General features: G+C 50.7%; 19 protein-coding genes. 1 reads left to right on the forward strand and 18 read right to left on the reverse strand.

Annotated elements, in window-relative coordinates:
* Positions 1-159: 159 nt before the first annotated feature.
* From ABID13_RS16215 to ruvA, 16 genes are all read right to left on the reverse strand, one after another.
* A complete protein-coding gene (locus ABID13_RS16215) occupies positions 160-2,001 on the reverse strand; it encodes a sensor histidine kinase (protein WP_048929511.1) in 1,842 nt (613 codons plus the stop codon).
* Positions 1,949-3,610: a response regulator transcription factor gene (locus tag ABID13_RS16220; RefSeq protein WP_048929512.1), complete on the reverse strand. Its 1,662-nt coding sequence runs from the start codon at positions 3,608-3,610 to the stop codon at positions 1,949-1,951. The genes ABID13_RS16215 and ABID13_RS16220 overlap by 53 nt, the downstream gene beginning before the upstream one ends.
* 84 nt (positions 3,611-3,694) lie before the next feature.
* A complete protein-coding gene (locus ABID13_RS16225; RefSeq protein WP_048929513.1) occupies positions 3,695-5,737 on the reverse strand; it encodes a glycoside hydrolase family 127 protein in 2,043 nt (680 codons plus the stop codon).
* A gap of 9 nt (positions 5,738-5,746) precedes the next feature.
* On the reverse strand, positions 5,747-6,610 hold the full coding sequence (locus ABID13_RS16230) for a carbohydrate ABC transporter permease (protein ID WP_156200038.1): 864 nt from the start codon (positions 6,608-6,610) through the stop codon (positions 5,747-5,749).
* A 5-nt stretch (positions 6,611-6,615) separates the two neighbouring features.
* Complete coding sequence (locus ABID13_RS16235) at positions 6,616-7,524, reverse strand: carbohydrate ABC transporter permease (protein ID WP_048929514.1); 909 nt, start codon at positions 7,522-7,524, stop codon at positions 6,616-6,618.
* A gap of 19 nt (positions 7,525-7,543) precedes the next feature.
* Positions 7,544-8,938, reverse strand: coding sequence for an ABC transporter substrate-binding protein (locus ABID13_RS16240; protein WP_048929515.1), 1,395 nt, complete (start codon positions 8,936-8,938; stop codon positions 7,544-7,546).
* Positions 8,939-9,288: 350 nt separating this feature from the next.
* Positions 9,289-9,741, reverse strand: a complete 453-nt coding sequence (locus ABID13_RS16245; protein ID WP_002567924.1) for an NUDIX hydrolase — start codon at positions 9,739-9,741, stop codon at positions 9,289-9,291.
* A gap of 214 nt (positions 9,742-9,955) precedes the next feature.
* Positions 9,956-12,274 (reverse strand): xanthine dehydrogenase family protein molybdopterin-binding subunit, encoded by a 2,319-nt coding sequence (locus ABID13_RS16250; RefSeq protein WP_007863248.1) that lies wholly within the window; start codon positions 12,272-12,274, stop codon positions 9,956-9,958.
* Positions 12,274-12,744: a (2Fe-2S)-binding protein gene (locus tag ABID13_RS16255; RefSeq protein WP_007863249.1), complete on the reverse strand. Its 471-nt coding sequence runs from the start codon at positions 12,742-12,744 to the stop codon at positions 12,274-12,276. The genes ABID13_RS16250 and ABID13_RS16255 overlap by 1 nt, the downstream gene beginning before the upstream one ends.
* Positions 12,741-13,535, reverse strand: a complete 795-nt coding sequence (locus ABID13_RS16260; RefSeq protein ID WP_007863251.1) for an FAD binding domain-containing protein — start codon at positions 13,533-13,535, stop codon at positions 12,741-12,743. Before ABID13_RS16260 ends, ABID13_RS16255 begins: the two co-directional genes overlap by 4 nt.
* 188 nt (positions 13,536-13,723) lie before the next feature.
* Complete coding sequence (locus ABID13_RS16265; protein ID WP_007863253.1) at positions 13,724-15,157, reverse strand: peptidoglycan D,D-transpeptidase FtsI family protein; 1,434 nt, start codon at positions 15,155-15,157, stop codon at positions 13,724-13,726.
* 59 nt (positions 15,158-15,216) lie between these two features.
* Positions 15,217-16,563, reverse strand: a complete 1,347-nt coding sequence (locus ABID13_RS16270; protein WP_045091796.1) for an FtsW/RodA/SpoVE family cell cycle protein — start codon at positions 16,561-16,563, stop codon at positions 15,217-15,219.
* Between the two features lie 5 nt (positions 16,564-16,568).
* Positions 16,569-18,800 carry a U32 family peptidase gene (locus ABID13_RS16275; protein WP_048929516.1) on the reverse strand — a complete coding sequence of 744 codons (2,232 nt, stop codon included), beginning with the start codon at positions 18,798-18,800 and terminating at the stop codon, positions 16,569-16,571.
* 98 nt (positions 18,801-18,898) lie between these two features.
* The gene (locus ABID13_RS16280; RefSeq protein WP_048929517.1) at positions 18,899-19,765 is read right to left on the reverse strand and encodes a cell division protein ZapA; all 867 of its coding nucleotides are present in this window, start codon (positions 19,763-19,765) and stop codon (positions 18,899-18,901) included.
* Positions 19,766-19,869: 104 nt separating this feature from the next.
* Positions 19,870-20,862, reverse strand: coding sequence for a Holliday junction branch migration DNA helicase RuvB (gene ruvB / locus ABID13_RS16285; protein ID WP_007863258.1), 993 nt, complete (start codon positions 20,860-20,862; stop codon positions 19,870-19,872).
* Positions 20,863-20,947: 85 nt separating this feature from the next.
* The gene (gene ruvA, locus ABID13_RS16290; RefSeq protein ID WP_007863259.1) at positions 20,948-21,577 is read right to left on the reverse strand and encodes a Holliday junction branch migration protein RuvA; all 630 of its coding nucleotides are present in this window, start codon (positions 21,575-21,577) and stop codon (positions 20,948-20,950) included.
* A 185-nt stretch (positions 21,578-21,762) separates the two neighbouring features.
* On the opposite strand from ruvA, the gene ABID13_RS16295 reads away from it, so the two are divergent.
* Positions 21,763-22,860, forward strand: a complete 1,098-nt coding sequence (locus ABID13_RS16295) for an exonuclease (RefSeq protein WP_007863260.1) — start codon at positions 21,763-21,765, stop codon at positions 22,858-22,860.
* Between the two features lie 58 nt (positions 22,861-22,918).
* Here ABID13_RS16295 and ABID13_RS16300 read toward each other — a convergent pair whose 3' ends face one another.
* Together ABID13_RS16300 and ABID13_RS16305 are read right to left on the reverse strand one after the other, a co-directional pair.
* Positions 22,919-24,133 (reverse strand): ROK family transcriptional regulator, encoded by a 1,215-nt coding sequence (locus ABID13_RS16300; protein WP_048929518.1) that lies wholly within the window; start codon positions 24,131-24,133, stop codon positions 22,919-22,921.
* Between the two features lie 119 nt (positions 24,134-24,252).
* Positions 24,253-25,704 carry a sulfatase family protein gene (locus ABID13_RS16305; protein WP_048929519.1) on the reverse strand — a complete coding sequence of 484 codons (1,452 nt, stop codon included), beginning with the start codon at positions 25,702-25,704 and terminating at the stop codon, positions 24,253-24,255.
* Positions 25,705-25,718 lie beyond the last annotated feature (14 nt).

Consider the following 25,718-nt stretch of genomic DNA (forward strand, 5'->3'; position numbering starts at 1 on the left):
TAATGCTCCTTTCCGCTTCCTGTCCGCTCCTGTACTGCAAAAGGACACTCACAGAGAGTGTCCCCGCAGACCGCGTATTTATGCATAGATGCAGGGTTGATAGTATATACGCTACCATATATTTCCATGGGTTGCAATGCATTTTCAGGAAATTCTTTTTCAGCCCTGGAAAACGGGCTCAATGGCTGTATCCGGCAATATGATGCAGATTCTGGTGCCGCCATCCGGTGTCAGTTCCGCATATAAAGCGGCTTCATCCCCATACAGATATTTGACGCGTTCTCTTGTCATATTAAGTCCAACCGATCCCTCTTTTCCTTCGTTGATCCGCTTTATTTGATCCATATCCATACCGCTTCCATTGTCCTCTACCGAAAAGTACCTGTTACATCCCCTTTTGCAACAGACAATTTTAATATACCGGTCTTCCTGTTCATGGATAAAAGCGTGTTTGAATACATTCTCCACAATGGGCTGGAGCATGAATTTAGGAACTTTTGTCTTGCACAGCTGCGGATCCACATCAATCTTTAATTGGTAGATTCCGTCATATCTGCGGTTTATGACATCAATATAATGCAGGGTATATTCCAGATCCGTCTGCAATTCCTCTGTCACATTATCCGAATCCAGTATATATCTCATCATGAATATTACATCATCCACCAGTTCGCTGCATTCCAGCTCATCCTCCCGGATTAATTCCAGATTCAGCAGATTCAATACATTATAGATAAAATGTGGATTTAACTGGAGATTCAGTTCTTTTAATTTGGACTCCTGGTAAAGACGTATGGTTTCATAATTCTGCATGGTCAGCTTCTGAACATTATCATTCATCCGATTATAAGTGTGGATCAAGTTCCGAAACTCTGCACTCCCCTTTTCCCTGATCCGGTGATCTGGATTATCCTCAACCAAAGCCACCTGATCGGTCAGATCCATAACCGGATGTACAACAAGACGGCGGATAGCCAGCGAAAATGCTGCAGTGCTGATTATGATCATGGTAAAAATCATAAAGCTGCTTTTTCTCAGTTGTGACAAATATAGTCCATGAAACTCTTGTTGATCAATTGCAAACACGGATGTCCATCCCGTAACCGTGGATTTGCTATATGATATCATCCATTTTTTCCCACCCATCTCAACCATCCCGCTTCCGCTTTTTTCTTCACATATCTGAGATGGCCAGTCTGCATGGATCACGGTTCCAATCCTGTTCTTATCCGTATGAGATATGATGCAGCCATTTGGATCAATAATAAAATATTCGATGTTTTGATACTCTGGGATCGTGAGAAAAACATCATCCCAAAATCCATCTGTAAAATTGATTGTCAATATCTGGTATCCCTTTGAAGTTGGAGTTTTCTCATTCCTTAGATTTTTAACCATGGAAAACATATAATAATAATCAATATTAGTAAACTGTTCTAATTCAGGCTGGCCATACATTTCATAGAACTTATAAGTCGGAACCCATGACAGCCGTTTCCTGCTCTCTTTTCCGATTTTATACAGTTCCGATTTTTCAAAGCTCGCATAAGGAATATAATTCTGGTTCAGTGAAATCCCGAAATTATACCGCTCCGTCATAATGTTGACCGAATAAATGTCCGGAGATGAAAGGAAATACCGGTCGGCAACCTTTTTGAGTTCTCCGTCCAGGAAATACAGCCTTCCCTGATCATCGGTATTTTCTGATTCTGCCAGCAGTCTCCGGGTATCCTCATCTGCCAGAAAACCAAATACATATTCCTTTGCAAGTTGTAGTTTAGAATCTGCTATCTGATTGGATTTTTGTACCAGGTTTCTGATATCCGCCGTTACCACTTCATATAAAATTTTCTGGCTCTCTATGTAGCAGAATATGGTGATAGAGGGAACAAGCACCATCAGCATCCCTATATAGAAGAGATGAAATTGAAACTGCAGGCTTGCATTTTCAAGCCTGTGTTTCCATCCAATCAAGTTCTGAATCATTTTTCTCACAATCATTGGTAACCATCCTGTATTTTTGTGGGGTAAGCCCGATCTCTTTTTTAAATGATTTGATAAAGCTAATGTAATCACTGTATCCGGCTTTTATTGCGATTTCGTATACCTTCATGCCAGTATCCCTCAGCATTTCACAAGCCTTTTTCATCCGTACGCGTGTCAGATACTCTTTAAAACCAATTCCCATAAAAGCTTTAAACATGCTGCTGACATAAGATGGGCTTAAGTGTATATAATCGGAAAGACTGACCAGCGACACCGGTTCCGAATAATGCTCATTAATATAATGTCTGCACCGTTTCATATTTTCAGCCATATCCGATGCACTGTCATTTTTCACAACACTAAACAACTGCTCAATCGCATTCTTCAAATTGCCGCATAAACCAGCACAATCTTCTTCATACATGAGATTCTGTTCTATCTTTTGCAGAATGTCTGCTCCGCTCTCTGTGGAATAAAACTCACTTACATAGCTTGCCCCGCTCCGAAACAAATAGATAAACTGCCTGACCAGTAAGTCCAACTCCACATCGGCACTATGTCTGCACAAATCATTGAATCCCTTCTGTACCGCTTCCTTTAACTGCTGTTCTCCCATTGCGCGCCACCCGGAAACTTCCGTCACGCCTGCCTCAAAAAAACGCATAGGGCTGCCCGTTTCATTTTCCTCCAAACTCTCCTTATATTGCTGGCACCGGCCGTGGTTCATTACATATCCATACCTCAGAGCTTTTAATGCCTGCCTGTAGCAAATGCCTATCTGACCGGTGAGGTTATAGGATAAACTGCTGATACCTGCCGCAAATGCAATCCCCATTTCCTTTTCCACCTGCCTCATTACATGCTTTAGAAGGCCCTGAGCCTGTTCACGGCTGTCCTCATTCACGTCACCTGCAACAACAAGGATCTCCAGGCTGTTCCAGTCTCCAATTCCGGTGAGGATCTTTCCGCACACCTGGAGATGTCCGTATATCATCTGCTGGATCTTTGGCACAATGGAATATTGCAGATAACCAGAAGAGTACAGTTCCCTGATCCTCTTTCGCTGTGTCAGCCTGATCACAACTGCAAAGCCCATATTACACGGGAACAAACTGCATATTTTCTTCCGTTCCTCTTCTTTCAGATTCTGTTCGATCCATCTTGAAAGGAGTCTGTTGATCTCTGACGGTGTCAAAGACCCCAGTATGGGAAGTGCTGTTTCACGTTCCTGCGCCTGCTGCCTTCTCTGTTCTACCCGGCCTATGTGCTTCTTTATCTGCTGGCTCAGCCTGTCTATCTCCTTTCGTGAAACGGGCTTTAACAGATACTCATCCACGCCCTTTCGGATTGCGGTCTGTGCAAATTCAAAATCATTGTACGCAGATATGATGACAACCATCATGTCATCATCCCGTATAATATGTGAGAGAAGCTGGAACCCGGTCATTCCCGGCATTTTGATGTCCAGCAAAAGGACCTCCACCTCATGTTCCAAGAGATATTCCATAGCTTCCGTGGAATCGCCAAAGGTTTCAATCTCGTACTCCGGACAAAAGCGCCTGAGTATATCCCCCAAAAGCCTCAGCTGACTGTATTCATCATCCACAACAACGATCCTGGCCATTCTACCATCTCCTTTTACGCTATTATAAAACGCACTTAAGGATGCCGGCAGAAACAAAACTGCCAGCACCCTTTGCTGCTTCTATTACGCCTGCATCCATATGAGCATTTCTCCAAGGCCGCGATTTCCCCAAAGATGGTACGGCACTGCCGTAACCTCTGCTGCTTTTCGTTTCGCTGCCCGGTTGTCACGATATAAGGGACTTCCCCAGTCTTCCATATCTGATACGTATCCCTTTAACTTTAGAACAGTAATTCCCCCGAACAGGCTGCTCTGCTCTGCTCTCGCAGGCACTGTGACATCCACCTTAAAATCATGAAGGTTCTTAAAATTATCAGCTTCCTCCAGGCAATATACAATGGGTCCCCGCATAACAGCTGCCTTTCCGCAATTCTGTCTTACTCGCGGATTCGTCCAACAAAAACGCGGTTCCATAGAAAGAGACAACCGTACACAATCACCTGAATTCCAACTGCGCCTGATTGCAGCGTACCCCTTTGAACAGCTGATCGGTTCCAGCTTTCCATTAACTGTAACTTCCCACTCATCACACCATGCCGGTATCCTCAAATTCAAGCCGAACACAGTATCGGCCGGACAATCTACAGCAATACATATGTCCCCCTCCCATGGATATAAGGTTTCCTGGGTAATACGCACCTCACCTGTACCTGTGGGGATACTTGCACTGCTGTTGTTATATAAATGAACATAAATATTGGTATCATCAGATGAGTACATATATCCACCCAGCATTGACAGGGTTCTGGATATATTGGCAGGACAGCAGGAAATTGTAAACCATTTGTTCCTGGACGGACTTATCCTGTCATCTGTCTGGAGAACAGAACTTCCTTCTTCAAACAGCTTGGGGTACATCTCCATGTAATTGGCATAGAAGAATGCATCTCCCTCATACGAAATACCGCTTAATATGCCGTTATATAATGTCCGTTCCATCATATCCGCATATTTTCCATCCATCTCCAGGTGCAGCATTCTGTGAGCCCACATTAACAGTCCAATGGATGCGCACGTTTCACTGTAATTCCTTTCATTGGGCAGGTCATAGGAAAAGGAAAAGCGTTCACACTCCTGCGACTGTCCAATTCCGCCCGTTATATATACCTGTGAAGAAATCAAAGCATCCCACAATCTCACCAGTGGTTCGCGAAGCGAGCTGTCTTCTCTGGCCAGGTCCGCCATGGCACAATACAGATACATTGCCCGGACCGCATGTCCTGCCGGTTCCTTCAACTCCCTTACAGGAGCATTGGCGCTAAACTGAGCAAATGCTCCTTTTGACGGCAGATAGTATTTATATACCCGTTCCTGATTTCTTTTGGGTATTACCATTGGGTCCAGCTCATCCTGTTTCTTATTCCCCCATTGGTTAACAAAAAAACTCCCAATGTCGTATGCGGGTTCTACCCTTTCGTTTAGGTCGATTCCCTGACGCCTGGCCTCATCCTCAAAGAAATAGGGCTGCGTCCCTCTCTGATTTACCAGGTATTCCGCCAACTCCAAATGCTTTTTATTGCCCGTTATATGATAGAGCCTGATTAAGGCCAGCTCCAATTCAGGATGGCCGTCATATCCGTGGATCTTTCCCTCGTCCGCCCCAATCCGACTGTCAATATAATCAATGTATCTGCACATGATATCTAACAGTGTTCTCTTACCTGTTGCCAGATAATAGGCTACTGCCGCCTCGGTCAGGTGTCCGGCGCAGTACAGCTCGTGCATCATCATCAGATCCGTGAATTCTTTCTCCGGGCAAAACATAGTAAAGTAGGAATTAAGATACCCGTCCGGACGCTGCACACTGCCTAACAATTCGATTATTTCATCCATCTGCTGCTCCAGAACAGGATCATGTTCCACAGCCAGGGAGTACGCGGCGGCTTCTATCAATTTTCCATGGTCGGAATCCCAGAAATGGTGGGGGGTCTGTTTCTGTGTTGGAGACCACTGCTGTTTCAGCAATTCAAAACGGCCGGTGCTTGTATACTTTTCATAGAGATAGGGAATTGTCACATCTCTATTAACCCGTTGATGATCTCCCCAAAAACCACCTTCCACCCGGACACATTTCCACAAAACCGGCTCTATCTTTTTGTTCATCATACTAATCCATCATCCTTTCAATCCCGTTGTGGCAATTCCTTCCACAAAATACTTCTGCCCCACAAGAAATACCAATACCACTGGTATAATTGCCGCACACGCTGCAGCCATCATTAAATGCCATTCTGCGTTGAAATATCCAATAAAGGTACGCAGACCAAGCTGGATCGTGTACTTTTTATCGGAATTCAAATAAATCAATGGATTAATCAGGTCATTCCATGAATTGAGAAACGTAAACAATCCCACGCAGGTCAGCGATGGTTTTGACAACGGAAGAATGATCTGTGTAAAAACAGCCCAGTGCCCTGCTCCGTCCACAAATGCCGCCTCGTCCAGTTCCTTAGGTATGGTTCTTATAAACTGGCGCAGAAGAAATATATTAAACATTCCCCCGCCATATACACTGGCAATTCCCATACAAAACCATGTGGGTACGATCATGGGTATAAATGTATTAATGAATCCCAACTTTTTCCACATAATAAAGTTAGGTATCAAGGTAGTGAAATATGGGAGTATCATAGTAGACATCAATATGGTGAATACCGTGTCCCTATAGTTCCACTTAATCCTGCTTAAGCCGTATGCACTCAATGAACAGCTTACCAAAATGCCCATAACACTGAAACAAACGATCAAAACTGTGTTCAGAAAATACCGTACAAACGGCAATGCTGTAAGGGCATCCCTGTAATTTTCAAACCGCCACCTGGTGGGTATCCACACCGGCGGATTCCTGAACATATCCTCAATTCCCATAAATGAACTGCGTACAAGCCAGTAAAGAGGCATGATCCATATGGACGCCAACAGGATCACCAATAGATAAAAGGCTATTTTTTTTATTACTTTCATGTATCTGCGCGCCATACACGTCACTCCTCATCTGAATAAAACACCCAGTATTTTGATGTTTTAAATACAATCCCGGTAATGATAGCAATCACCACAAATAAGATCCATCCCAATGCGGATGCATACCCCATATTGGAAAACTCAAATGCCTGTCTGTACATATAATATGTATAAAATAGAGTGGCATTGTTTGGCCCTCCTGCGGTTATAACAGCCGCGGGCATAAATCCCTGCAAGCTTGCAATAAGGAACATCAGACCGTTAAAAAATACAATGGGAGTCATCATCGGAATGGTCACATACATAAATTTATGCAGGGAATTTCCGCCGTCCACCTCCACTGCTTCATAGAGCTGCCTGGGCACTCCCTGTAAACCGGCCAGGAAGACCACCATCACATTTCCCGCAGTCCACGAAGTGATCAGCAGCAGAGAACGCAGTACCGTGCTCTCACTGTAAATCCACTTACTTCCCGTAAATCCAAGCCCTTTCAAAATGATATTGAATAGTCCAAAATCAGGGCTCATCATCCACATAAACACCATGGCCGTGGCGACATAGGGAATTATGGTGGGTATATAAAATACCGCCCGAAAAAATGGGCGAAACCTCATCGACCTGTGGTCCAGCAGCATTGCTATGGCAAATCCTGTTGTCATACAGACGATTACGTTCATTACAGCAAAATGAAGAGTGACGGACAATGCCTGGTAAAAGAATGTATCCTGTCCTGAAAACATGCGTTTAAAGTTCTCCAGCCCCACAAAATGCGGGGAACTGGAGGTCGTATATTCTGTAAAACCCAACACAAGACTGGCGAGCATGGGGCCAAGCGCAAAGCAGATAAAACCAAGGATGGCCGGAAGCGAGAACAGGATACCTATCATATTTTCTTTACGCCTTTTGTGCTTCACATATTTGCTTTCCATGGCTCTCCTCCTCAAACCGCTATTTATCGTATCTTCCCTTCAAAAGCTTCTCCACATCCGGCGCGATCCGGTCCAGCGCTTCCTGGACGCTTTCATTTCCCAGGAATGCACTTTCCAGAGCAGGCGTTACCAGTGCATTGATTTCCGTATAATTTTTCACGTACCCGGAAGGATTTGCAGCCACATATCCGTCCAGGACCACCTCCACATGGCTTCCCATATATCCGGAAGGATGAGCCGGAGCCACAGTAGCCCATGTATCAAGCAGATCCTTTTCCTGATAGTAATCAGTCAAAAGAGGCATCCACAGTCCGGACGCGTAAAGGTCTATATTATTACCTGGGTCCATGAGCCATTTCCAGAGTTTAAAGGTTTCCTCCGGATGCTGGGTCGATTTAAAGATTCCCGCCGTACCCTGAGCCGGGCAGGTAGCATAAACCCCTTCTTTAAAGACCGGCAGCACACCTACATCAAACTCCGTATCCCCCAGGCCCAGATCCAGCGCTACCCACGCGCCGGCCCAGATCATTGCCGCCTTATCGGTCTGAAGCGCTACAGCCAGAGACGGAAGTGCCTTTAATTCCGATGGGTTCGGAGCAACATGGTACACATTAACAAGATCGGAAATAGTCTGGAGCGCCTCTACGGACTGTGGTTGATTTAACGTCCATTTCATCCCATCCTCACTGACATAACTTCCTTCATTGGAATACACGGCACCCATATACTGCTGTACACCGAAATCAAACATAAGGCCGTACTGGACAATATTGGTTGGATCGAAATCCGGATCAGCAGCATTTCTCCCCTGGGAATCTAATGTAAGTTTCTGCGCCAGTGCAATAAACTCATCCATTGTCAGGGCATCTTCCACCGAAGACGGCAGTCCTTCCACACCTGCATTTTCAAATATCTTCTTGTTATAAAACATGGCGAATAATTCGGTTGCCGTATTTAAACCATACGCCGCATCCGGAGAATAATACCGGTAAGCAAAATCCAGATAATCCTTTCTGTCGATATCCGGGTCCTGATCGATCAAATCCAAAATATTATACAGCTTGCCTGATTCTGCCAGGGGCATTGCAAAATAATCCCTCAGATTAGCCAGATCCGGCTCTTCCCCGCCCGCTATCATTGCACTTAATTTTGCCTCATAATCCGCCGGAATATGGATGATCTCCACTTCAATGTTGGGATTCTGTGCAGTAAATGCCTCACAGGATTTTGTAATGGCGTCCTTTTCATTCGTGCTGCCCCAAAAGGAATAACGCAGTTTAATCTTCTCCTCCTGCTTGTTTTCCTGTGTTTTTCCTGTTGTTCCGTCTTCTGTGCCACTAGTGGTGCTTTGGCATCCCGGAAGCGTAAACATGCAGGCAAGACTCAGGACCATACATAATAATTTCTTCTTCATAAGACCCCTCCTAACATAATTTTTTTATGCCTGTTCCCAATACTTTGTACTTCAATCATACCGTATTTGGAGCCTTGTTTTATAGAGGCATTTTATTCAAAAACTATACTTTCTTTGAAACTTTTGTTCATCTGCATCCAGTATACCATTCTCCGGGATACCATACCATCCGTGTACTCTCCAACCGAAATCATAGGGCACTCCATGTTCAGAGAAAGGGTGTCTGATCATATGTACAAGAGACCGGATTTTGGACCGATATCGTAAGCGGAAGATGTGCCAGAGAAAATACACTGCATCAAAAGGCGCCCCGGTCATCCCGGCGCGCCCTTATATGCGTTACTATTTACTTAAAAATACTTCTTGCTTCCCCAAAGATTACTCTTCTTTAAATCCAGATACTCATTATAAGCCTTTTCCAGTATCTGCTTCTCATTAGAAAACTTCAGCAGATGGTATGCCTCATAAAATTTATAATATCCTGAATCCAGAAAGTATTCTTCCCGCTGTGGTTTGCTGTAATAGCTGTCGGCCATCATCAGATACCAGTGTACGTCCTTTTCCACCACATCCTGCGGGGTATTAAAGGAGTATTGGCTCTTGCCGATATACTTGATAATGGATGCACTGACACCGGTCTCCTCTTTCACTTCCCGGAGCGCCGTTTCCTTATATTCTTCGCCAGCTTCTACTGTTCCCTTAGGCAAAACCCATCCTTCATATTTATTCTTATAATTTTTGTAAAGGACGAGAATCTTCCCTCGAAATATAACCACACCGCCGCAGCTCGTTGCTTCAATCATTGCAATCCCTCCTGGTGTTGGTGTGAACCTGGTTGTAATACAGCCCTGATCATTCACAGGGCCGTGCTAACCATAACTGGTCTTAGTATACAACTTTTGGAAGGGATATGCAAGGTTTATCTGTGTTTTGAATTGGGAGGTAATTGGGAATTATACTTGGAGATTTTACATTTTTATTTATTTTTCCCCTTGTTGCCCCATCTGCTTCTTTCCGTTAATCCAGCCCATTCATACCATTAAACACCTTTTCCGCCGTAATGGGCAGCTCCCTGATCCGAACCCCCACTGCGTTGTACACTGCATTGGCAATGGCAGGTGAAGGCGTGTTGATCACGATCTCACCAATGGATTTAGCTCCGTAAGGCCCTGTGGGCTCGTAGCTGCACTCAAACTCCACCTGTACGTTTCCAACATCCTGGCGGCTGGGAACCTTGTACTGCATAAATGAGTTTTCATGCACTCTGCCTGTTTCAGAGTAAGTCACATCCTCATACAGGGCCATACCGATTCCCTGGGCCAAACCGCCCTCGGTCTGTACCCTTGCCAGGTTGATGTTCAGAGGAGTGCCGCAGTCCACGGCTGCCACAAAACGGATCAGCTTCACATCCCCTGTCTCCGTATCCACTTCCACCTCTGCGGCTCCTGCCATAAAAGGCGGCGGGGACACAGGTGAGGAATGGGACTCCGTGACCTGAAGGGCGTCCTCATTGCTGCACATAACTCGGTTTCCTATGTCTTTGATGGTCATCTCTTTCCTGGTCCCGTCCTCCTCGCAGGAAAGCTTGTATACGCGTTTGCCGTCAAACTCCAGCTCGTCCTCCCTGCACTCCAGGTACCTGGCTGCCTTGTGCAGGATCTTCTTTTTCAGGGCTTCGCAGGTTTTTACCACTGCCATACCGGTAAGGTATGCCGTACTGGAAGCATAGGAACCTGAATCATAGGGTGAGATGTCGGTGTCGGTTCCGTAGACCACAATGTCCTCCAGTTCACAGCCCAGACTTTCCGCAGCCACCTGAGCCAGGGTGGTGTCACATCCCGTGCCCATGTCCGCGGCTCCGATCATCAGGCTGTAGAAACCATCGTCATTGACCTTCACACACACACTGGCCACATCCACGCCGGAGATGGCAGAGCCCTGCATGGCCATGGCAAGTCCCACGCCGCGCACCTTTGTACCGCTCACTGCCCTTCTGGGGTATTTCTCATCCCAGCCTATCATTTCCTTGACCTTTGCAACGCAGCGGTCCAATGCACAGCTGTTGGCCGGCTCACCGTAGTAAGCAGGCATAATGTCCCCTTCCTTTACCATGTTCAGCTCCCGCATGGCCACAGGGTCCATGCCCATCTGGGCCGCCAGCTCACTGACAGCTGACTCCACAGCAAAGATCCCCTGGGTGGCCCCGTATCCCCGGTATGCGCCTGCGGACATACGGTTGGTGTAAACCACGTCATAGGCAAACCGGAATGCCTTGGGTGTGCGGTACAGCGGAATGGACTTATGGCCCGACAGTCCCACTGTGGTCGGTCCGTGCTCACCATAGGCGCCTGTGTTGGACAGAGTGTACACATCCATTGCCTGCAGGACTCCTCTGTCATCGCAGCCCAGCTTTACCCGCACTTCCATCTCATGGCGGGGTGAGGATGCGATTTGGGACTCATAGCGGCTGTATATGATCTTAGCGGGCTTGCCCGTCTTCATTGTGACAATGGCGGGATAAACCTCTGCCACCACGGTCTGTTTGGCGCCGAAGCCGCCGCCGATCCGAGGCTTGATCACCCGGATCCTGGATTTGGGAACGTCCAGGGCATGGGCAAGGATACGCCTTGTATGGAAGGGCACCTGGGTGGATGCCACGATATTCAGGCGCCCGTACACATCCATGTAAGTGTATGCCCGGAATGTCTCCATCATGGCCTGCTGGTTTGCCTTTGTATGATACACGCGCTCAATGACATGGGTACACCCTGCAAACGCTTCCTCCAGGTCTCCATGGGTCTCCTTTCCCGAGGCGCACAGGTTCCTCCTGTTGTCGGCGCCCACATCGCAATGGCTCTCCCAGCTGTCCTCAGGGTGCACCAGGATGTCCCCATCCTTGGAGTCATGCATGTCCAGCACCGGCTCCAGCACTTGGTACTTCACACGGATCAGGCGCATGGCATGGTCCACGGCCGCCTCAGTTTCACCGGCCACAACAGCCACCGCATCCCCCACAAAGCGCAGGCGCTCATCCAGGATCAGCCTGTCGTAAGGGCTGGGCTCCGGATAGGTCTGCCCTGCCATGGTAAAGCGTTTCCGGGGCACGTCCTTATGTGTGATGATACACTCAATGCCCGGGATCTTAACCGCTACCGCGCAGTCGATCTCAGTGATCAGCGCATGGGCATAGGGGCTTCTGAGCACCTTTACCACCAGGCAGTCCTTCAGCGCCAGGTCATCTGTAAACACAGGCTTTCCTGTCACAAGCGCCTTGGCATCTTTTTTAATCACCGGCGCGCCTACGATACGGAAATTCCTCATCTGTAAATTCTCCATCAGACATCACCTCCCACGCCATTTTTCCTGTCCAGATATTGTTTCACCGCCCGCAGCTGGGACATGTATCCGCTGCAGCGGCACAGGTTGCCTGACAGATATTCCCGGACCTCATCCTCATCCGGATGGTCCAGCTCCTTTTCCATGGCCAGCACATTCATGATAAACCCGGGGCTGCAGAATCCGCACTGCTCCCCGCCCTCAGCTGCCAGGAACATGCCGAACTCCTCCGCCTCCTTCTGAAGGCCCTCCAGTGTGGTCACATGGCGTCCGTCCACGCGCACTGCCAGGGTGGAACAGGAGAGCACCGGCTTTCCGTCCAGCCATACCGTACACAATCCGCAGTTAGCTGTCTCACAGCCCCGTTTCACGCTGTAACACCCCAGTTCCCTTACCAGGTCCAAAAGAATTACATCCGGCTCCACATCCGCCTGCACATTTTTTCCGTTTAACCGAAACTGTATATTCATCCTATGGTCACACTCCTTCCTGTGAGACGTTCCATCAGGCGGCGGATATAGACAGATGCCAGCTGACGGCGGTACCGGCTGCTTCCCCTGGTATTAGTGCCATAGGTAAATGAATCAGCCGCCTCACGGGCCAGCTGGGCCAGGCTGTCATAACCGTCATCCGTGATGGTTACCACCTGGGCCTTGGACGGTCTGGCCCCCACAGCCACATACCAATTGCTGCCCCTGCGGGATACACAGCAGGCCAGAAGCGGAAAATCCGTACTGCTGTTCCTCTGTGTGGTATAGGCCGCCTTGCGCCCGTCCTTTTTTATGATCACGCGCACCAGGATATCCTTGTCATCCCTGCGCACCGGTCTTTTTGCAAACTCGGACAACGGCATGATCCCTCCGTGGTAAAGCTCCACATAGGTGTCCAGAGCCATCATGCATGTAAGAATGTCTGAAAAACCGAAGCGGCTGTAGATACTTCCTCCCACAGTTGCACAGTTGCGCATCTGCACTCCCACAATGTGACGGGTACATTCCCTGAATATGCCGCCAAAATACTGGTTCAGCCCCTGGTGTGTCTCTATCTGGCGCAGGGTGCTCATACATCCGATCCTGAATTCCTCCCCTGTCTCCTCTATCTGATCCAATCCCAGACCTGACAGGTCCACGATCGTACGCTTTGTCACATTGGTCATCTTCAGCCAGACCATTCCGCCCACTACCAGGCTGCTGCGTTTCTGGCACAGCTCATAAGCTTCTGCCAGGCTGTCCACTTTTACATAATCTTCCGCTCGAAACACGCGCGTTCTCCTTTCTTGTCATAGACACTTAGCAAGATAATCGTGCAACACTTCCCTTTCCCTGGACCGGGTTTGAAAAAGCTCCGGTATATAAGGAGATAAAAGGGCAAAACAAACAGGGAGATTATAACATGAAATCTCCCTGTTTTCTACAAATATCGTTATTCTTTTACAAGATAAGACCGGTTTCACCGGCTCATATAAATATCAAACAATTGCCGCGCAATGGGCGCCGCCGCCCTTCCTCCGCTGCCGCCTTCCTCCACCAGCACGGTAACCACCAGCCTGGGTGACTCGGCCGGGGCAAATCCCGTAAACCAGGCATGTGTCTCCTTCCCGGTCTCAAACTCCGCCGAACCGGTCTTGGCCGCCACCGTATAGGCATCCGTGCGCACACCGGAACCTGTCCCCTCTGTCACAACCGCCCGCATCAGCTCCGTAAGTCCGGCCGCCTCCCCGGCTGTCATCAGGCTTCCATAGGCGGAGGGCATAAACCTCTTTATCTCCTCGCCCCCGGCCGACTCAACCGAACTCAGGAAATAGGGCTTCATCAGGGTCCCGCCATTGGCAATGGATGCTGTTATCATGGCGTTGTGAAGAGGCGTGATCTGGGTGGTTCCCTGCCCGATGGATGTCTGGAGTATTTCCCAGGTATCGGCCCCCGGCCCCATTTGGAAGGAGCTCTGTTTATAGGGCATCCCTGCCACAGGAAGGGGCGAATCAAACAGCAGGCTTTTTGCTGTTTCCCTGAATTTTCCCAGGTTCAGGTCCAGCCCCAGGCTGGAAAATGCACCGTTGCAGGAATTTGCAAATGCCAGGGTGAAATCCTGATGGCCGTGGGCCGTGCTGTGGTAGCATTTAATCCTGTAATCCCCATTCTCGTACACGCCCCTGCAGTCAAACTGATAGTCCCTGTAATTGTCCGGATGCTCCCTCATATATTCCAGGGCGGTCACGATCTTAAAGGTGGAGCCGGGCGGGTACAGCCCCTGGGCCGCGCGGTTTAACAGCTGGCCCTCCCTATTCTCCCCTGATGTCAGAACATCCCAGTCCTGAAGCAGCGTATTGGGGTCATAGCCCGGTTTTGAAACCATGGCCAGGACCTTGCCCGTATCCGGCTCCATGGCGATCACAACGCCTTTCCGGTCCCCCAGGGCAGCGTAAGCTGCCTGCTGTAGCTGGGCATCCAGAGTGGTATAAACATTATCTCCCAGGTTCTTGTGGCCTGCCAGTTCATTGGCCACCTGTTCCACCAGGTTCACATGGGATGTGAGCAGGTAAAAGTTAGCCATGGCCTCAATGCCGGTTTTTCCCTTGGTGGAATAGCCCACCACATGGTCAAAGACACTGCCGAAATCGTAGACCCGTGTCTCATTCCCCTCCCCATCCACCTGGGTCTGAGCCAGAACAGTGCCGTCCGCTGCCAGGATCTTCCCCCTGACGATCCGGTCCGAAAAACTGTCCAGGCGGGCATTGTACGAGTTATTGATCACATCCTCGCTCCTGACCTGGAGAAAATACCCCAGATACACGGCCAGTCCCAGGAACACGGCCACCATGAGATAAGTGACCCCCAGAATGTTTTTATTAGCCCTTGGATTGGGATTTGCTTTTTTTGCCATGGTTCCATCTCCTTCCTTTGAGCATATCCGAATACCGGCCTGCCGCCGCGGACCAGGTTCTAGCCTTCCTCCAGCTCCTCCTGGTCATTGCGCTTCAATATATACAATCCCTGGATCATGCCAAACAGGATAAATGTGCTGAGTATGGAGCTTCCCCCATAACTTACAAAGGGCAGGGTCACCCCGGTGGAGGGAATGAACTTTGTCACGCCGCCCACGGTCAGGAATACCTGGATTATATATTCCATCCCCAGGCCAAAGGCGATCAGTTTATAGAATACAGCCTGCATGCTGGTGGCGATCATCATGAACTGGATAAAACATCCCAGGCAGATGAGGAGCACACAGATGGCAAAGATGCCTCCCATCTCCTCGGACACAGCGGAAAAGATAAAATCCTTTTCCACCACAGGGATCTTTCCCGGCATCCCCTGGCAGAGTCCCATGCCGAACCAGCCGCCCGTGCCAATGGCAAACAGGGACTGGGTGATCTGATACCCCTTGTTGTCAATGTCCGCCCAGGGATTGCTCCAGGCCAGGACCCTGCGCTTAACATGGTCAAACAGCTGGTAGGCCCCCACGGACGCACCCGCTCCCAGAATGGTTCCCGCCCCCAGATAAAACCAGTTATTGGTGGCCACAAACAGCATGAGCAGGTAGGTGATAAAAAAGATCAGAGCGCCCCCAAGGTCCTTGGACAACACCATAATAAGCACATGGGCAGCCGCCACAGCGGTTGCTGTCACAACTGTCTTAAAGTCCGTGGACTGGTAAAACATGGAGGCTGTAAAGAGCACAAAGGTGAGTTTCACAAACTCGGAGGGCTGTACGGAAAATCCTCCAAACGTCAGGGACAGCTGGGCGCCAAAGCTTTCATTTCCAGTCAGGTATACAATAAGAAGCACCAGGATCCCGGCTCCCGCGTACACCCACTGAAGCTTATACAGCTGCCACACCCGCTCCATCACATAGGGGACCAGCCAGGACAAAGCCGCTGATATGACCACGATCACAAACTGGCGCACCGCCTTATCCAGCCCCTTGTCCAAGGACAGCCTGGTGAGCATGATAAAACCCACGCAAAGCAGCATGCACGTATTGTTCACCAGCAGACGGGAGACATTCCGGTACAGGAAACGGTACATATAGATATAGCACAGAAAGAACACCACCTGGGCCACGTAAAATGCAATGAGCATCATCTTAACGCTTTCATTCCCGGTCTTTAAGTACATGACCAGGTACGCCAGAAAATGGATGGAGAACATGGCCCGGTTCTGTCCGCCGCACACCCTCCGCTTCTTTTCCATATCCTGAAAGGAAAAAAAGCGGAAGTTGGCATAGGTGTAAACCGCCATCAGCAGTATCATCAGATATTTTGAAACCTCAACGATCAGATTGGTCATAAACGTCACTCCACTCCGCGCTTAAAATGTCCCCTGGTAAAATCCTTAAAGGGAGGTTCAGCCGTTTCCCCGCCCATAAAGGCCTTGGAAAACGCTTCCAGTACCTTACCTGTCTGCTGCCCGTCCTCCACTGTAAACTGAAGACGGACACGAGCTGTACCCATGCGCCGGATCAGGCCTTCATTTCCCAGCAAAGACAGGGGGGACGGATTGTAGATGGTATTGTAACAGAAATGGCAGTGATTTTTCACCATCAATACTGCCCCGGTCCGGTCCTTCATCCTTAACAGGCCGCGTTTATGGGTACATGACTTAACGGTCCTGGTTATGCATTGGGCCGACACCATCATGGGCGCATATCCGTATACCACCAGTTCTCCCGGCACCCCGGCACGGCTGCAGGCCGCAAGCACAGGCTCCAGTTCCCGGCTGTTAAGCTCCCACGGCATGGTCACTGCCCGGGGTTCCCTTGAAGCCAGTTCGCCAATGGTCCTGCTGTTCCAGGCGTAAACAGACGCGTCCGTTATAAACGGCAGGGCGATCTGCTGGTCCTCCAGCCACCGGATCTCTTCCAGGGCGCGGACCACCACTCCGTCAAAGCCTGCATGTTTAAGTTCCGTCATATGGTCTTTAAAAAACACAAGGGCATGGCTCCTGAAAATATGGGGCAGGGTGAGATAACAGGATTTCCCCCTCTTATGACACCGGTCCGCCGTACCCTTCCATGTGTCCGGACCGAACCCATCCGCATCCACATACACATCGGAAACCTCCTGCTGCCTCAGTGCGGGTTCCAGCTGGCAGGGCTCCTCCAGGGAAACGGCAAGGATCCAGGGTTGGGCTGCCGGCTTCTCTGACGGATCAGTGCTGTCTTTGTTTTCAGACAGCACTCCCTCTTTAGACATCCCCGGCCCGCGTCTATACTCCTTCAGTATGGCGGACTGCAGGGATTCCAAGCCGGATCTTCGCAGTTCGTTCAGGGCCTGCACGGGCAGGAACAGATCTCCCTTCAGCTCTGCGCTCAGACGTTCAAAGACAAATGGCGTGTTGCCTGTTTTGTTCAGCTGTTTTAATACTTTTTCCTCTGTCATGGGCTGCTTCTGCGCCGCCTCGGGCGCCTGCCCGCTGACAGCCGCCTTAACACCGCCACAGCTTAGGGTCATGACAGACGGCTTTCCTGTCTCCAGAATCACATGGCCGCTGACAGGCTCCTTTTGCTGTGCGGTCACATAGGTGCGGTCCAGATAATCAAAAAGCTTCTGGTTCCCCTCCCTGAATTCCGGCTTTTCCTTAAGTGCCACCATATCCCGTCCATTGTGGGCTTCATAATACCCTGAGGTAAACCCTCCGCGGTCGAACAGGTCCAGAAGCATCTTCCGGTCCGCCTCCTCTACTCGGTACCCCCTTCTTCCCTGTTCCAGGTAGAGGTCCACGTACCTGCGGTAAACACTCACCACCCCGGCCGTGTATCTGGGGCTTTTCATCCTGCCCTCTATCTTCAGGGAATACACGCCGGAATCAATGATATCCGGCAGTATGTCCAGGGTACAGAGGTCTTTCAGGCTCAGGACATGCTTTTCATTCTCCCGGTTCAGGGCGGCAGATTTACCCTCCCCGCCCTCATACACCCGGTAGGGAAGACGGCAGGGCTGGGCGCACCTTCCCCTGTTCCCGCTTCTTCCTCCGATAAGGCTGCTCATCAGGCATTGGCCTGAATAGCAGTAACACAGGGCGCCATGGACAAAACTTTCAATCTCCACATCCACCTGCTCATGGACGCGGCGTATCTCATCCAGGGACATTTCCCTGGAAGTCACCACCCGGTTGCAGCCAAGGTCTCTTAGCATTCTGGCTCCATACACGCTGGTGATGGTCATCTGGGTGCTGGCATGCAGCTCCAGGCCGGGGAAATTCTCCTTCAGGACCTGTAACGCTCCCAGGTCCTGCACGATCACTCCGTCCAGTCCCTGATCATAGTAGGGCTTCATGTATGCCGCCAGCTCTTTTAGCTCCGATTCCTTAAACAGGGTATTGACCGTCATATACAGCCTGCGTCCGTGCAGATGCACATGATCAATGGCCTCCACAAGCCCCTTTTCATCCGGATTATCCGCATAGGCCCTGGCCCCGAACCGGCTGCCTCCCATATAAACCGCATCTGCGCCAGCCGCCACAGCCGCCTTCATGCTCTCCCATGAACCGGCCGGCGCCAGTATTTCCACCTGTCTTTTTTCCATATTCCTACAACCTTTCCTGAAAGAAAAAATGCCTCACGTATCCCCATGAGACATCCCCCTGTATCTGTCACAGCGTCCGGGCAAAAGCCCGTGCTGCCTTATCTGCGCCCGCCCCTGTGTGAATTGGCCTTCTTAGCTGCCTGCAAGGCCCTTTTTGCAAGCTCCTCATCGGAAATGCCTGCGGTCTGTGCGGTCTGTAATGTAGCTGCAGCTTCAGCTGCTCCGGTCTGCTCCGGTCTGCTGCCTGAACTGCTTTCCCTTTTGTCTGTCGTGTCCTGTTCCCGGGCAGCCTGTCCCTGTGCTTCCTGCTCCCGCATCCTGTCTTCCTGCGCCTGGATCCTGTTTTCCTGCGCCTGGATCCTGTTTTCCTGCGCCGGGATCCTGTCTTCCTGCGCCGGGTCCGGCATCTCTGTCCCCCCTGCATCCGCAGTCTTTGCTGCCTGGGTCACTGCTTCCACCGTCTCCACCAGTTCTGCCTCAGAGACAGTCTTAACATCTGATACCATTCTTACCTGAGAGAGTTCCCCTTCCTCCCTGCTGCTCTTAAGGGCTTCGTACTCCTCCCTGACTTCCTTTAATTCCCCTTCCATCTGGGCTATGGTCCTGGTAAAGCGGTCCAGCTCCTTCTGCCGTTCCTCCAGGTCCTTTAACACTGCCTCCAGCTTCATCTGGGTGCTTACCAGCTCATGCTTTAAGCTGTATGTTTCTTTCTCCATGTCATTCTTCTGGCGTTCCATGCCCTCGCCCCATTCCATGGCTTTGAAATAGTCATCGGCAATGTTCAGTTCCGTCATGACCATCTGATAATCCGCGTTCTGCTTTGTAAAACCGGGCAGTCTGCGCATCTGGGCGTTCTTGTCATTTACATAGCTGGCAGCCTTCTGAAGGTATGCCTCCTCCTCGATCCCGCCCAATGTATATATCTTTCCATCTATTAAAACCTGTGTATAATTCTTAGAATCCATTCTGCTCTCCTGTTTTTCGTGACACCGATCCGGTGCCGTATCATGTCTGACGACATTATACCATATCATATCCAAAGCCTCAAGACCGTGTATACAGCGTTTTTCTACATTTTAAGTCCCAGATGGTGATAGGCCGATTCCGTTGCCATGCGGCCTCTTGGAGTCCTGTTGATCAGGCCGTTCATGAGCAGGTACGGTTCGTACACTTCCTCCAGCGTGCCGGAATCCTCTCCCAGAGCGGCTGCCAGGGTATCCAATCCCACCGGACCGCCGGAAAATTTTTCAATGATCATCAGCAGGATATTCCTGTCATTCTGATCCAGCCCCAGCTTGTCCACATCCATGATATCCAGCGCAAAATCAGTTACTTCCTTTGTGATCACACCGTCATATTTGACCTGTGCAAAATCCCTGACCCGCTTTAAAAGACGGTTGGCCAGCCTGGGGGTACCCCGTGACCGTCTGGCTAACTCCAGGGCCCCCGACTCCTCGATCTCCACCCCCAGCACACGGGCTGAGTGAAGGATGATGGTGGTCAGCTCCCCGGGAGAATAAAACTCCAGCCTCTGCACTACACCAAACCGGTCCCGAAGCGGCGCTGTGAGAAGGCCGGCCCTGGTGGTGGCCCCCACCAGTGTAAAATGAGGCAGGTCCAAACGTATGGACCTGGCAGTGGAGTCCTTTCCCAGCATAATGTCAATGGCAAAATCCTCCATGGCCGGGTACAGCACTTCCTCCACCTGCCGGTTGAGGCGGTGGATCTCATCCACAAACAGCACATCCCCCTCCTGGAGATTGTTGAGGATGGCGGCCATCTCACCCGGCTTCTCAATGGCCGGCCCGCTGGTCACCTTCATATTGCTTCCCATCTCATTGGCAATGATCCCCGCAAGGGTGGTCTTGCCCAGCCCCGGAGGGCCGTAAAACAGCACATGGTCCAGGGCCTCATTCCGGTTCCTGGCCGCCTCTATATATACATTCAGGGTGGACTTAAGCTTTTCCTGCCCCACATAATCCTTAAGACACTGGGGGCGCAGGGTAACCTCCATGCGCTCTTCCTCCGCCGTCACTTCCGTTGTTATAATTCTGCGTTCCATACACACCTCAACCAATCATTATCATCCGCCCTTGCCCTCAGCGGCCAAGGGGACCTTTGTTTTCCCTTGCCCACTGCAGATATGCTTACAGGAAAGACAGATGCTTTAAGGATGCCTTTAACACATCCTCGGATGTCATCCCATCCACGATCTCCACCTGTTTCACAGCCCTTGACGCCTCTGAGTTGGTATACCCCAGGGCCACCAAAGCCTGGACCGCCTCCTTAGCCGCTTCCGCCAGCCCGGCCATGGCGGCCGCGCCGGAACCTGTCCCCAGATCCGTCCCTGAAGCCATGGATCCCAGCACATCATCCATGGATATCTTGTCCTTCAGATCCAGGATCATCCTCTGGGCTGTCTTGGTCCCGATCCCCGGAGCCTTTGCCAGGGCTTTCACATCCTCGCTCACAATGGCAAGCCTCAGGTCATCCGGCCTGAGCACGGATAAGATCCCCAGGGCGCCCTTTGGCCCGATCCCGTTTACCCCCAGCAGCTGCCGGAACATGTCCCTGTCCTGGGGATGGAGAAAACCATACAGCGTCATGGCGTCCTCCCTCACCTGAAAATATGTATAAACCGTCACTTCCTGCCCCAGCCCCGGCAGTTCCGGAAGCAGGGAAACAGGCACATGGACAGCCAGTCCCAGGCTGCCGGCCTCCACCACGATCACATCCTCTTCAATGCCCATAAGAGGCCCTTTTACGTATGAAATCATATCTTGTTCCCATTCTTTCTCTGTTTCATTTCCTGCCATTCATCATAACATACCCCTTATCCCAATGCAAGCGGGTCGAACAAATATTCTGTTTCGGCCACTTGCATCAGAAGGGATTATGGGTTAAACTACCTTCAGTATACAAGGAAAACTGACAAACCACAGATCACAAAGGAGTGATACCCATGATAACCATCAAGCATCCCGTTGACCTGCCTGATACATATCCCCTGGAGCGGATCGGCGCCCTCCGGGACCTGCTGTTTTTTGACATTGAGACCACCGGATTTTCCGGGGACACCTCACAGCTCTACCTGATCGGCTGTACCTACCATGACGGCTTTGGCTGGAAGCTGGTCCAGTGGTTTGCGGACACCAGGGAATCGGAAGCCCAGCTGCTGACCACATTTTTCACATTCATGGAACGGTTTAAGGTGCTGGTGCATTTTAACGGAGACGGGTTTGATATCCCATACCTGCTGAAATGCTGCAGACGGCTGGGCCTGGATTACAATTTTGACAATATTGCCAGCGTGGATATTTACAAAAAAATAAAGCCCTACCGCAAGCTTTTGGGCCTTGAGAATATGAAGCAGAAATCCATCGAGCAGTTCTTAGGCGTATCCCGGGAGGACAAATACTCCGGCGGACAGCTCATTGAGGTGTACAGGGATTACCTGGTCACCCACGAATCCTTTCTGTATGACCTCCTGATCCTGCACAATGAGGATGACTTAAAGGGAATGCCCTCCATCCTTCCCATCCTCAATTATGCGGATATGATGGAGGCGCCCTTTGCCCTGGACTCACAGCAGCTCTACTGCGCGGACGGCATTCCCGGTCCCTTTCTGAACCTGACCTGGAAAAGTCCCTATTCCATCCCGGTTCCCCTGGAATACGACACCGCCCCGGTGAGCCTGGAGCTCCACCGGGACGTGCTGACATGCAATATTGCCCTGTATCAGGGTGAACTGAAGTACTTTTATCCCAATTACAGGGATTACTACTACCTGCCCTTTGAGGACACGGCGGTCCACAAAAGCGTGGGCGAATACGTGGACAAGGATGCCAGGAAAAAGGCCACTGCCCGCACCTGTTATTCAAAGAAGTGCGGCCTGTTCCTGCCCCAGTTCGGCCCGCTGTGGTCCCCCTGCCTGAAGGAGGATTACAAAGCGCCCCTGGACTATGTGGCATATTCCCCGGACCTGCTCTCCGACTCAGATTCAGCGGACTCATATGCCCGCCAGATACTGGACTACATAAGCCATAAGCGGGAAGCATAAGTTCCGTTTTCCAAAAGGCCTTGAGGGGAACAAACGCACCTTACCGTACCTGTGCGGTTTAGGAATGCTGCACAGGAGGCCTTCCATGTATCAGCTTTTCCAGAAGCATGGCTCCGGCTCCCACGGTAAGGGAGTTGGAAAAGCTCCCCAGGCGCTGGAAGGTCACATCCTGATTGCCGGTAAAGCCAAGGCGTGCCCGGGCTGTTTTGACCGCCGTATCATAATACAGTTCCGACTCCTTGACCATAAGCCCTGCCAGGATGACCTTGTCCGGGCAGATGATATTGATGTAATTGGCCAGGGCGATCCCCAGCATATGCGCCTTATCCGTAATGGCATTCACTGCGGGAATGTCATTGGCACGGGCAGCAGCGCACACCTGCTGGATTGTTACATGGTCCACATCCCCCCCAATCATGGTGCTGTGGCCCCGTTTTACCTCTTTGGAAAACCCTTCCAGGACAGCGGGTATGGCCGCATAGCAGTTAAGGCACCCGTATTGTCCGCACTGGCATAGGGGGCCATCGTAGTTGATGACCATATGGCCAAAGGCATCCTCGAAAAACGGGGAGTTCCCTGTGATATGTCCATTCTGTATCACAGCGGACCGGATATTCATGGCACACAGCACATAGATGATGTTGCTGCTGTCCCGCGCCTTTCCGTGATTATATTCCAGCATGGCGGCTGCGTTGATCCCTTTTTCCGCGTACAGTGTCAGGGGGATCTCCTCCTGCAGCCGCTGCAGGATCGGGTAGCCGTCCCACTGCTCATTCATGTACTGTATAATGGGCTTATAGAGCACACCCTGCTCATTCTTGATGGCGCCGAACACGCTGACCCCCATCCCCAGGAAGCGATTCTCATCCGCCCCCAGAAAAGCAAGCTGATTCCGGTAGGCCTGTCCAATGCGGGCGATTATTTCATCCGGCGTATCCTTGGCTCCTATGGAAATGCTGTCGATCTTCAGCACATGGAGCGCCATGTCCACCACTGCGACCTCACAGTAGATGGTGGATATATTGACACAACAGATCAGATAGCTTTGGCTGTTGATGGAATATAGGACGGGTTTTCTCCCTCCGGAAGAATCCGCCACACCGCTTTCCAGGACCAGCCCCTTTTCACACAGCTCAGTCATATAGCGGTTAACGGTGGAGATCCCCTTGCCCATACAGCGGCAGATATCCGCCTTGGTGGCAGGATTGTTGCGCAGTACATAAGAAAAAGCATCCAATGCCCCCTCTGAGAGCTGTAATGAATCCCACTGCATAACATATTCCCCCATTTCGTTAACTTTCTTTTTCTGCAACCCAACTTGATCATTGTCATCATTATATCGGACTTCAAAGGATTTTGTCAACGGATGGACGGGGAGGAAAAGAGGACGATTCACTTCTCCTCCAGATCAGGAATTGGTGAAAACAGGGATGGATGGAATGTTTTCAGAAATGCCTCCTGACCGCCAAACCGGTCTAACAGCGCCCTCTGGGCAATCCGGGCATCCTCTTCCGCCTTTTCAGGGTCCACCAGGGTGCGAAGTTCCTTCTCCATTCTTCTTATCACTTCACAATACTCCGGGTCCCCGGCCAGATCCCTGCATTCCTCCGGGTCCTCCTTCAGATCAAAGAGCTGGGGCCGTTCCCCCACATAGTGGATATATTTAAAGCGTCCCCTGCGCAGCATAAACTCCCCGGTATAGATGCCAAAGCCCAGATATTCGGAATACACCGCCCGCTCCGGCTCCTCCTTTCCCCCTGCAAACGCAAGAAGGGAACGGCCGGGCAGTCTCCTGTCCTCCTCACACATCACACCTCCCAGACACTCAATGGCAGTGGGGTAAATATCCACCAGGGATACCCCTGTGGCGTTCCGCTTCCCTTTCCGGATGCCGGGCCCGCTAAAGATCATGGGAATGGAAACGCTTCCCTCGTACATGGTGGACTTAAAGAACAGCCCATGCTCCCCCATGGTATCGCCATGGTCCGTGCAGTACAGGACGCGGGTGTTTTTATCCAGCCCCGTTTCCTCCAGTGCCTTAAGGACCACGCCCACCTGGGCATCCAGGAACGAACAAAGCCCATAATAGATGCGGATGGCATTGCGTTTCACGGAATCAGGAAGATCCTCCTGGCAACAGTAACGGCGGTAATCATCCACCACCGGATGATGGGGCCATTCTTCCCGGTCAAACTGCACGGGAAGCGGAAGGGCCTCGGGGTCAGGGTAAAGATCCACATATTCCTGCGGCACGACCAGCGGAAAATGGGGAGCCACAAAACCGGCCATCAGCGCAAAGGGGCTTTTGGAGACACTGCCCTCTGTTCTTAAAAATTCAGCCGCCCGCCTGGCCACCTCCCTGTCATACCTGGTGTAATCAGATTCCCCGGCCCTGGCCTCCTCCAGGGCTTTGCAAAACTGGGGCCTGGTGATCTGTCTGTCACGGATTTCCCCGTACACATCCCCAATCCCGTCCTTAATATGAAGAGGAATACGCTGGTCCGGGAAACCGGTCTCCGGCATGTCCCCCTTAAAATGCAGCTTTCCAATGGTGGTCACTGAAAATCCCTGTTCTGTCAGACGGCTGCCCCAGCTTTTGACCTTTCCGTCATAAGCATAGGCATTGTCCCAGTAGCCGTGGCGGGACCCGTAATCCCCAATGGCCATGGATGCCCGGGAGGGCACGCATACGGGACAGTTTGCATACGCGGCGTCAAAGCAGACCCCATCGGCCGCCAGCGCATCCAGACAGGGGGTTTTGACTGCCGGATTGCCATAGCAGCCCAGCATATGTTTGCTGTGCTGGTCGCTGAATAAAATTAAAAGATTGGTTGCTTCAGTCATTGTTCCACTACTCC

Origin of the sequence: Enterocloster citroniae (assembly GCF_040545455.1) — a bacterium.
GTDB classification, from domain to species: Bacteria; Bacillota; Clostridia; order Lachnospirales; family Lachnospiraceae; genus Enterocloster; species Enterocloster citroniae.

Excerpts from the sequence above, each read along its gene's own strand:
- ABID13_RS16215 (WP_048929511.1), bottom strand. The coding sequence starts at position 2,001 with ATGATTGTGAGAAAAATGATTCAGAACTTGATTGGATGGAAACACAGG.
- ABID13_RS16265 (WP_007863253.1), bottom strand. The coding sequence starts at position 15,157 with ATGGCAAAAAAAGCAAATCCCAATCCAAGGGCTAATAAAAACATTCTG.
- ABID13_RS16230 (WP_156200038.1), bottom strand. The coding sequence starts at position 6,610 with ATGGCGCGCAGATACATGAAAGTAATAAAAAAAATAGCCTTTTATCTA.
- ABID13_RS16305 (WP_048929519.1), bottom strand. The coding sequence starts at position 25,704 with ATGACTGAAGCAACCAATCTTTTAATTTTATTCAGCGACCAGCACAGC.
- ABID13_RS16245 (WP_002567924.1), bottom strand. The coding sequence starts at position 9,741 with ATGATTGAAGCAACGAGCTGCGGCGGTGTGGTTATATTTCGAGGGAAG.
- ABID13_RS16235 (WP_048929514.1), bottom strand. The coding sequence starts at position 7,524 with ATGGAAAGCAAATATGTGAAGCACAAAAGGCGTAAAGAAAATATGATA.
- ABID13_RS16225 (WP_048929513.1), bottom strand. The coding sequence starts at position 5,737 with ATGATGAACAAAAAGATAGAGCCGGTTTTGTGGAAATGTGTCCGGGTG.
- ABID13_RS16250 (WP_007863248.1), bottom strand. The coding sequence starts at position 12,274 with ATGGAGAATTTACAGATGAGGAATTTCCGTATCGTAGGCGCGCCGGTG.
- ABID13_RS16280 (WP_048929517.1), bottom strand. The coding sequence starts at position 19,765 with ATGGATTCTAAGAATTATACACAGGTTTTAATAGATGGAAAGATATAT.
- ABID13_RS16270 (WP_045091796.1), bottom strand. The coding sequence starts at position 16,563 with ATGACCAATCTGATCGTTGAGGTTTCAAAATATCTGATGATACTGCTG.
- ABID13_RS16275 (WP_048929516.1), bottom strand. The coding sequence starts at position 18,800 with ATGGAAAAAAGACAGGTGGAAATACTGGCGCCGGCCGGTTCATGGGAG.
- ABID13_RS16240 (WP_048929515.1), bottom strand. The coding sequence starts at position 8,938 with ATGAAGAAGAAATTATTATGTATGGTCCTGAGTCTTGCCTGCATGTTT.
- ABID13_RS16255 (WP_007863249.1), bottom strand. The coding sequence starts at position 12,744 with ATGAATATACAGTTTCGGTTAAACGGAAAAAATGTGCAGGCGGATGTG.
- ruvB (WP_007863258.1), bottom strand. The coding sequence starts at position 20,862 with ATGGAACGCAGAATTATAACAACGGAAGTGACGGCGGAGGAAGAGCGC.
- ABID13_RS16300 (WP_048929518.1), bottom strand. The coding sequence starts at position 24,133 with ATGCAGTGGGATTCATTACAGCTCTCAGAGGGGGCATTGGATGCTTTT.
- ABID13_RS16220 (WP_048929512.1), bottom strand. The coding sequence starts at position 3,610 with ATGGCCAGGATCGTTGTTGTGGATGATGAATACAGTCAGCTGAGGCTT.
- ruvA (WP_007863259.1), bottom strand. The coding sequence starts at position 21,577 with ATGATTTCATACGTAAAAGGGCCTCTTATGGGCATTGAAGAGGATGTG.
- ABID13_RS16295 (WP_007863260.1), top strand. The coding sequence starts at position 21,763 with ATGATAACCATCAAGCATCCCGTTGACCTGCCTGATACATATCCCCTG.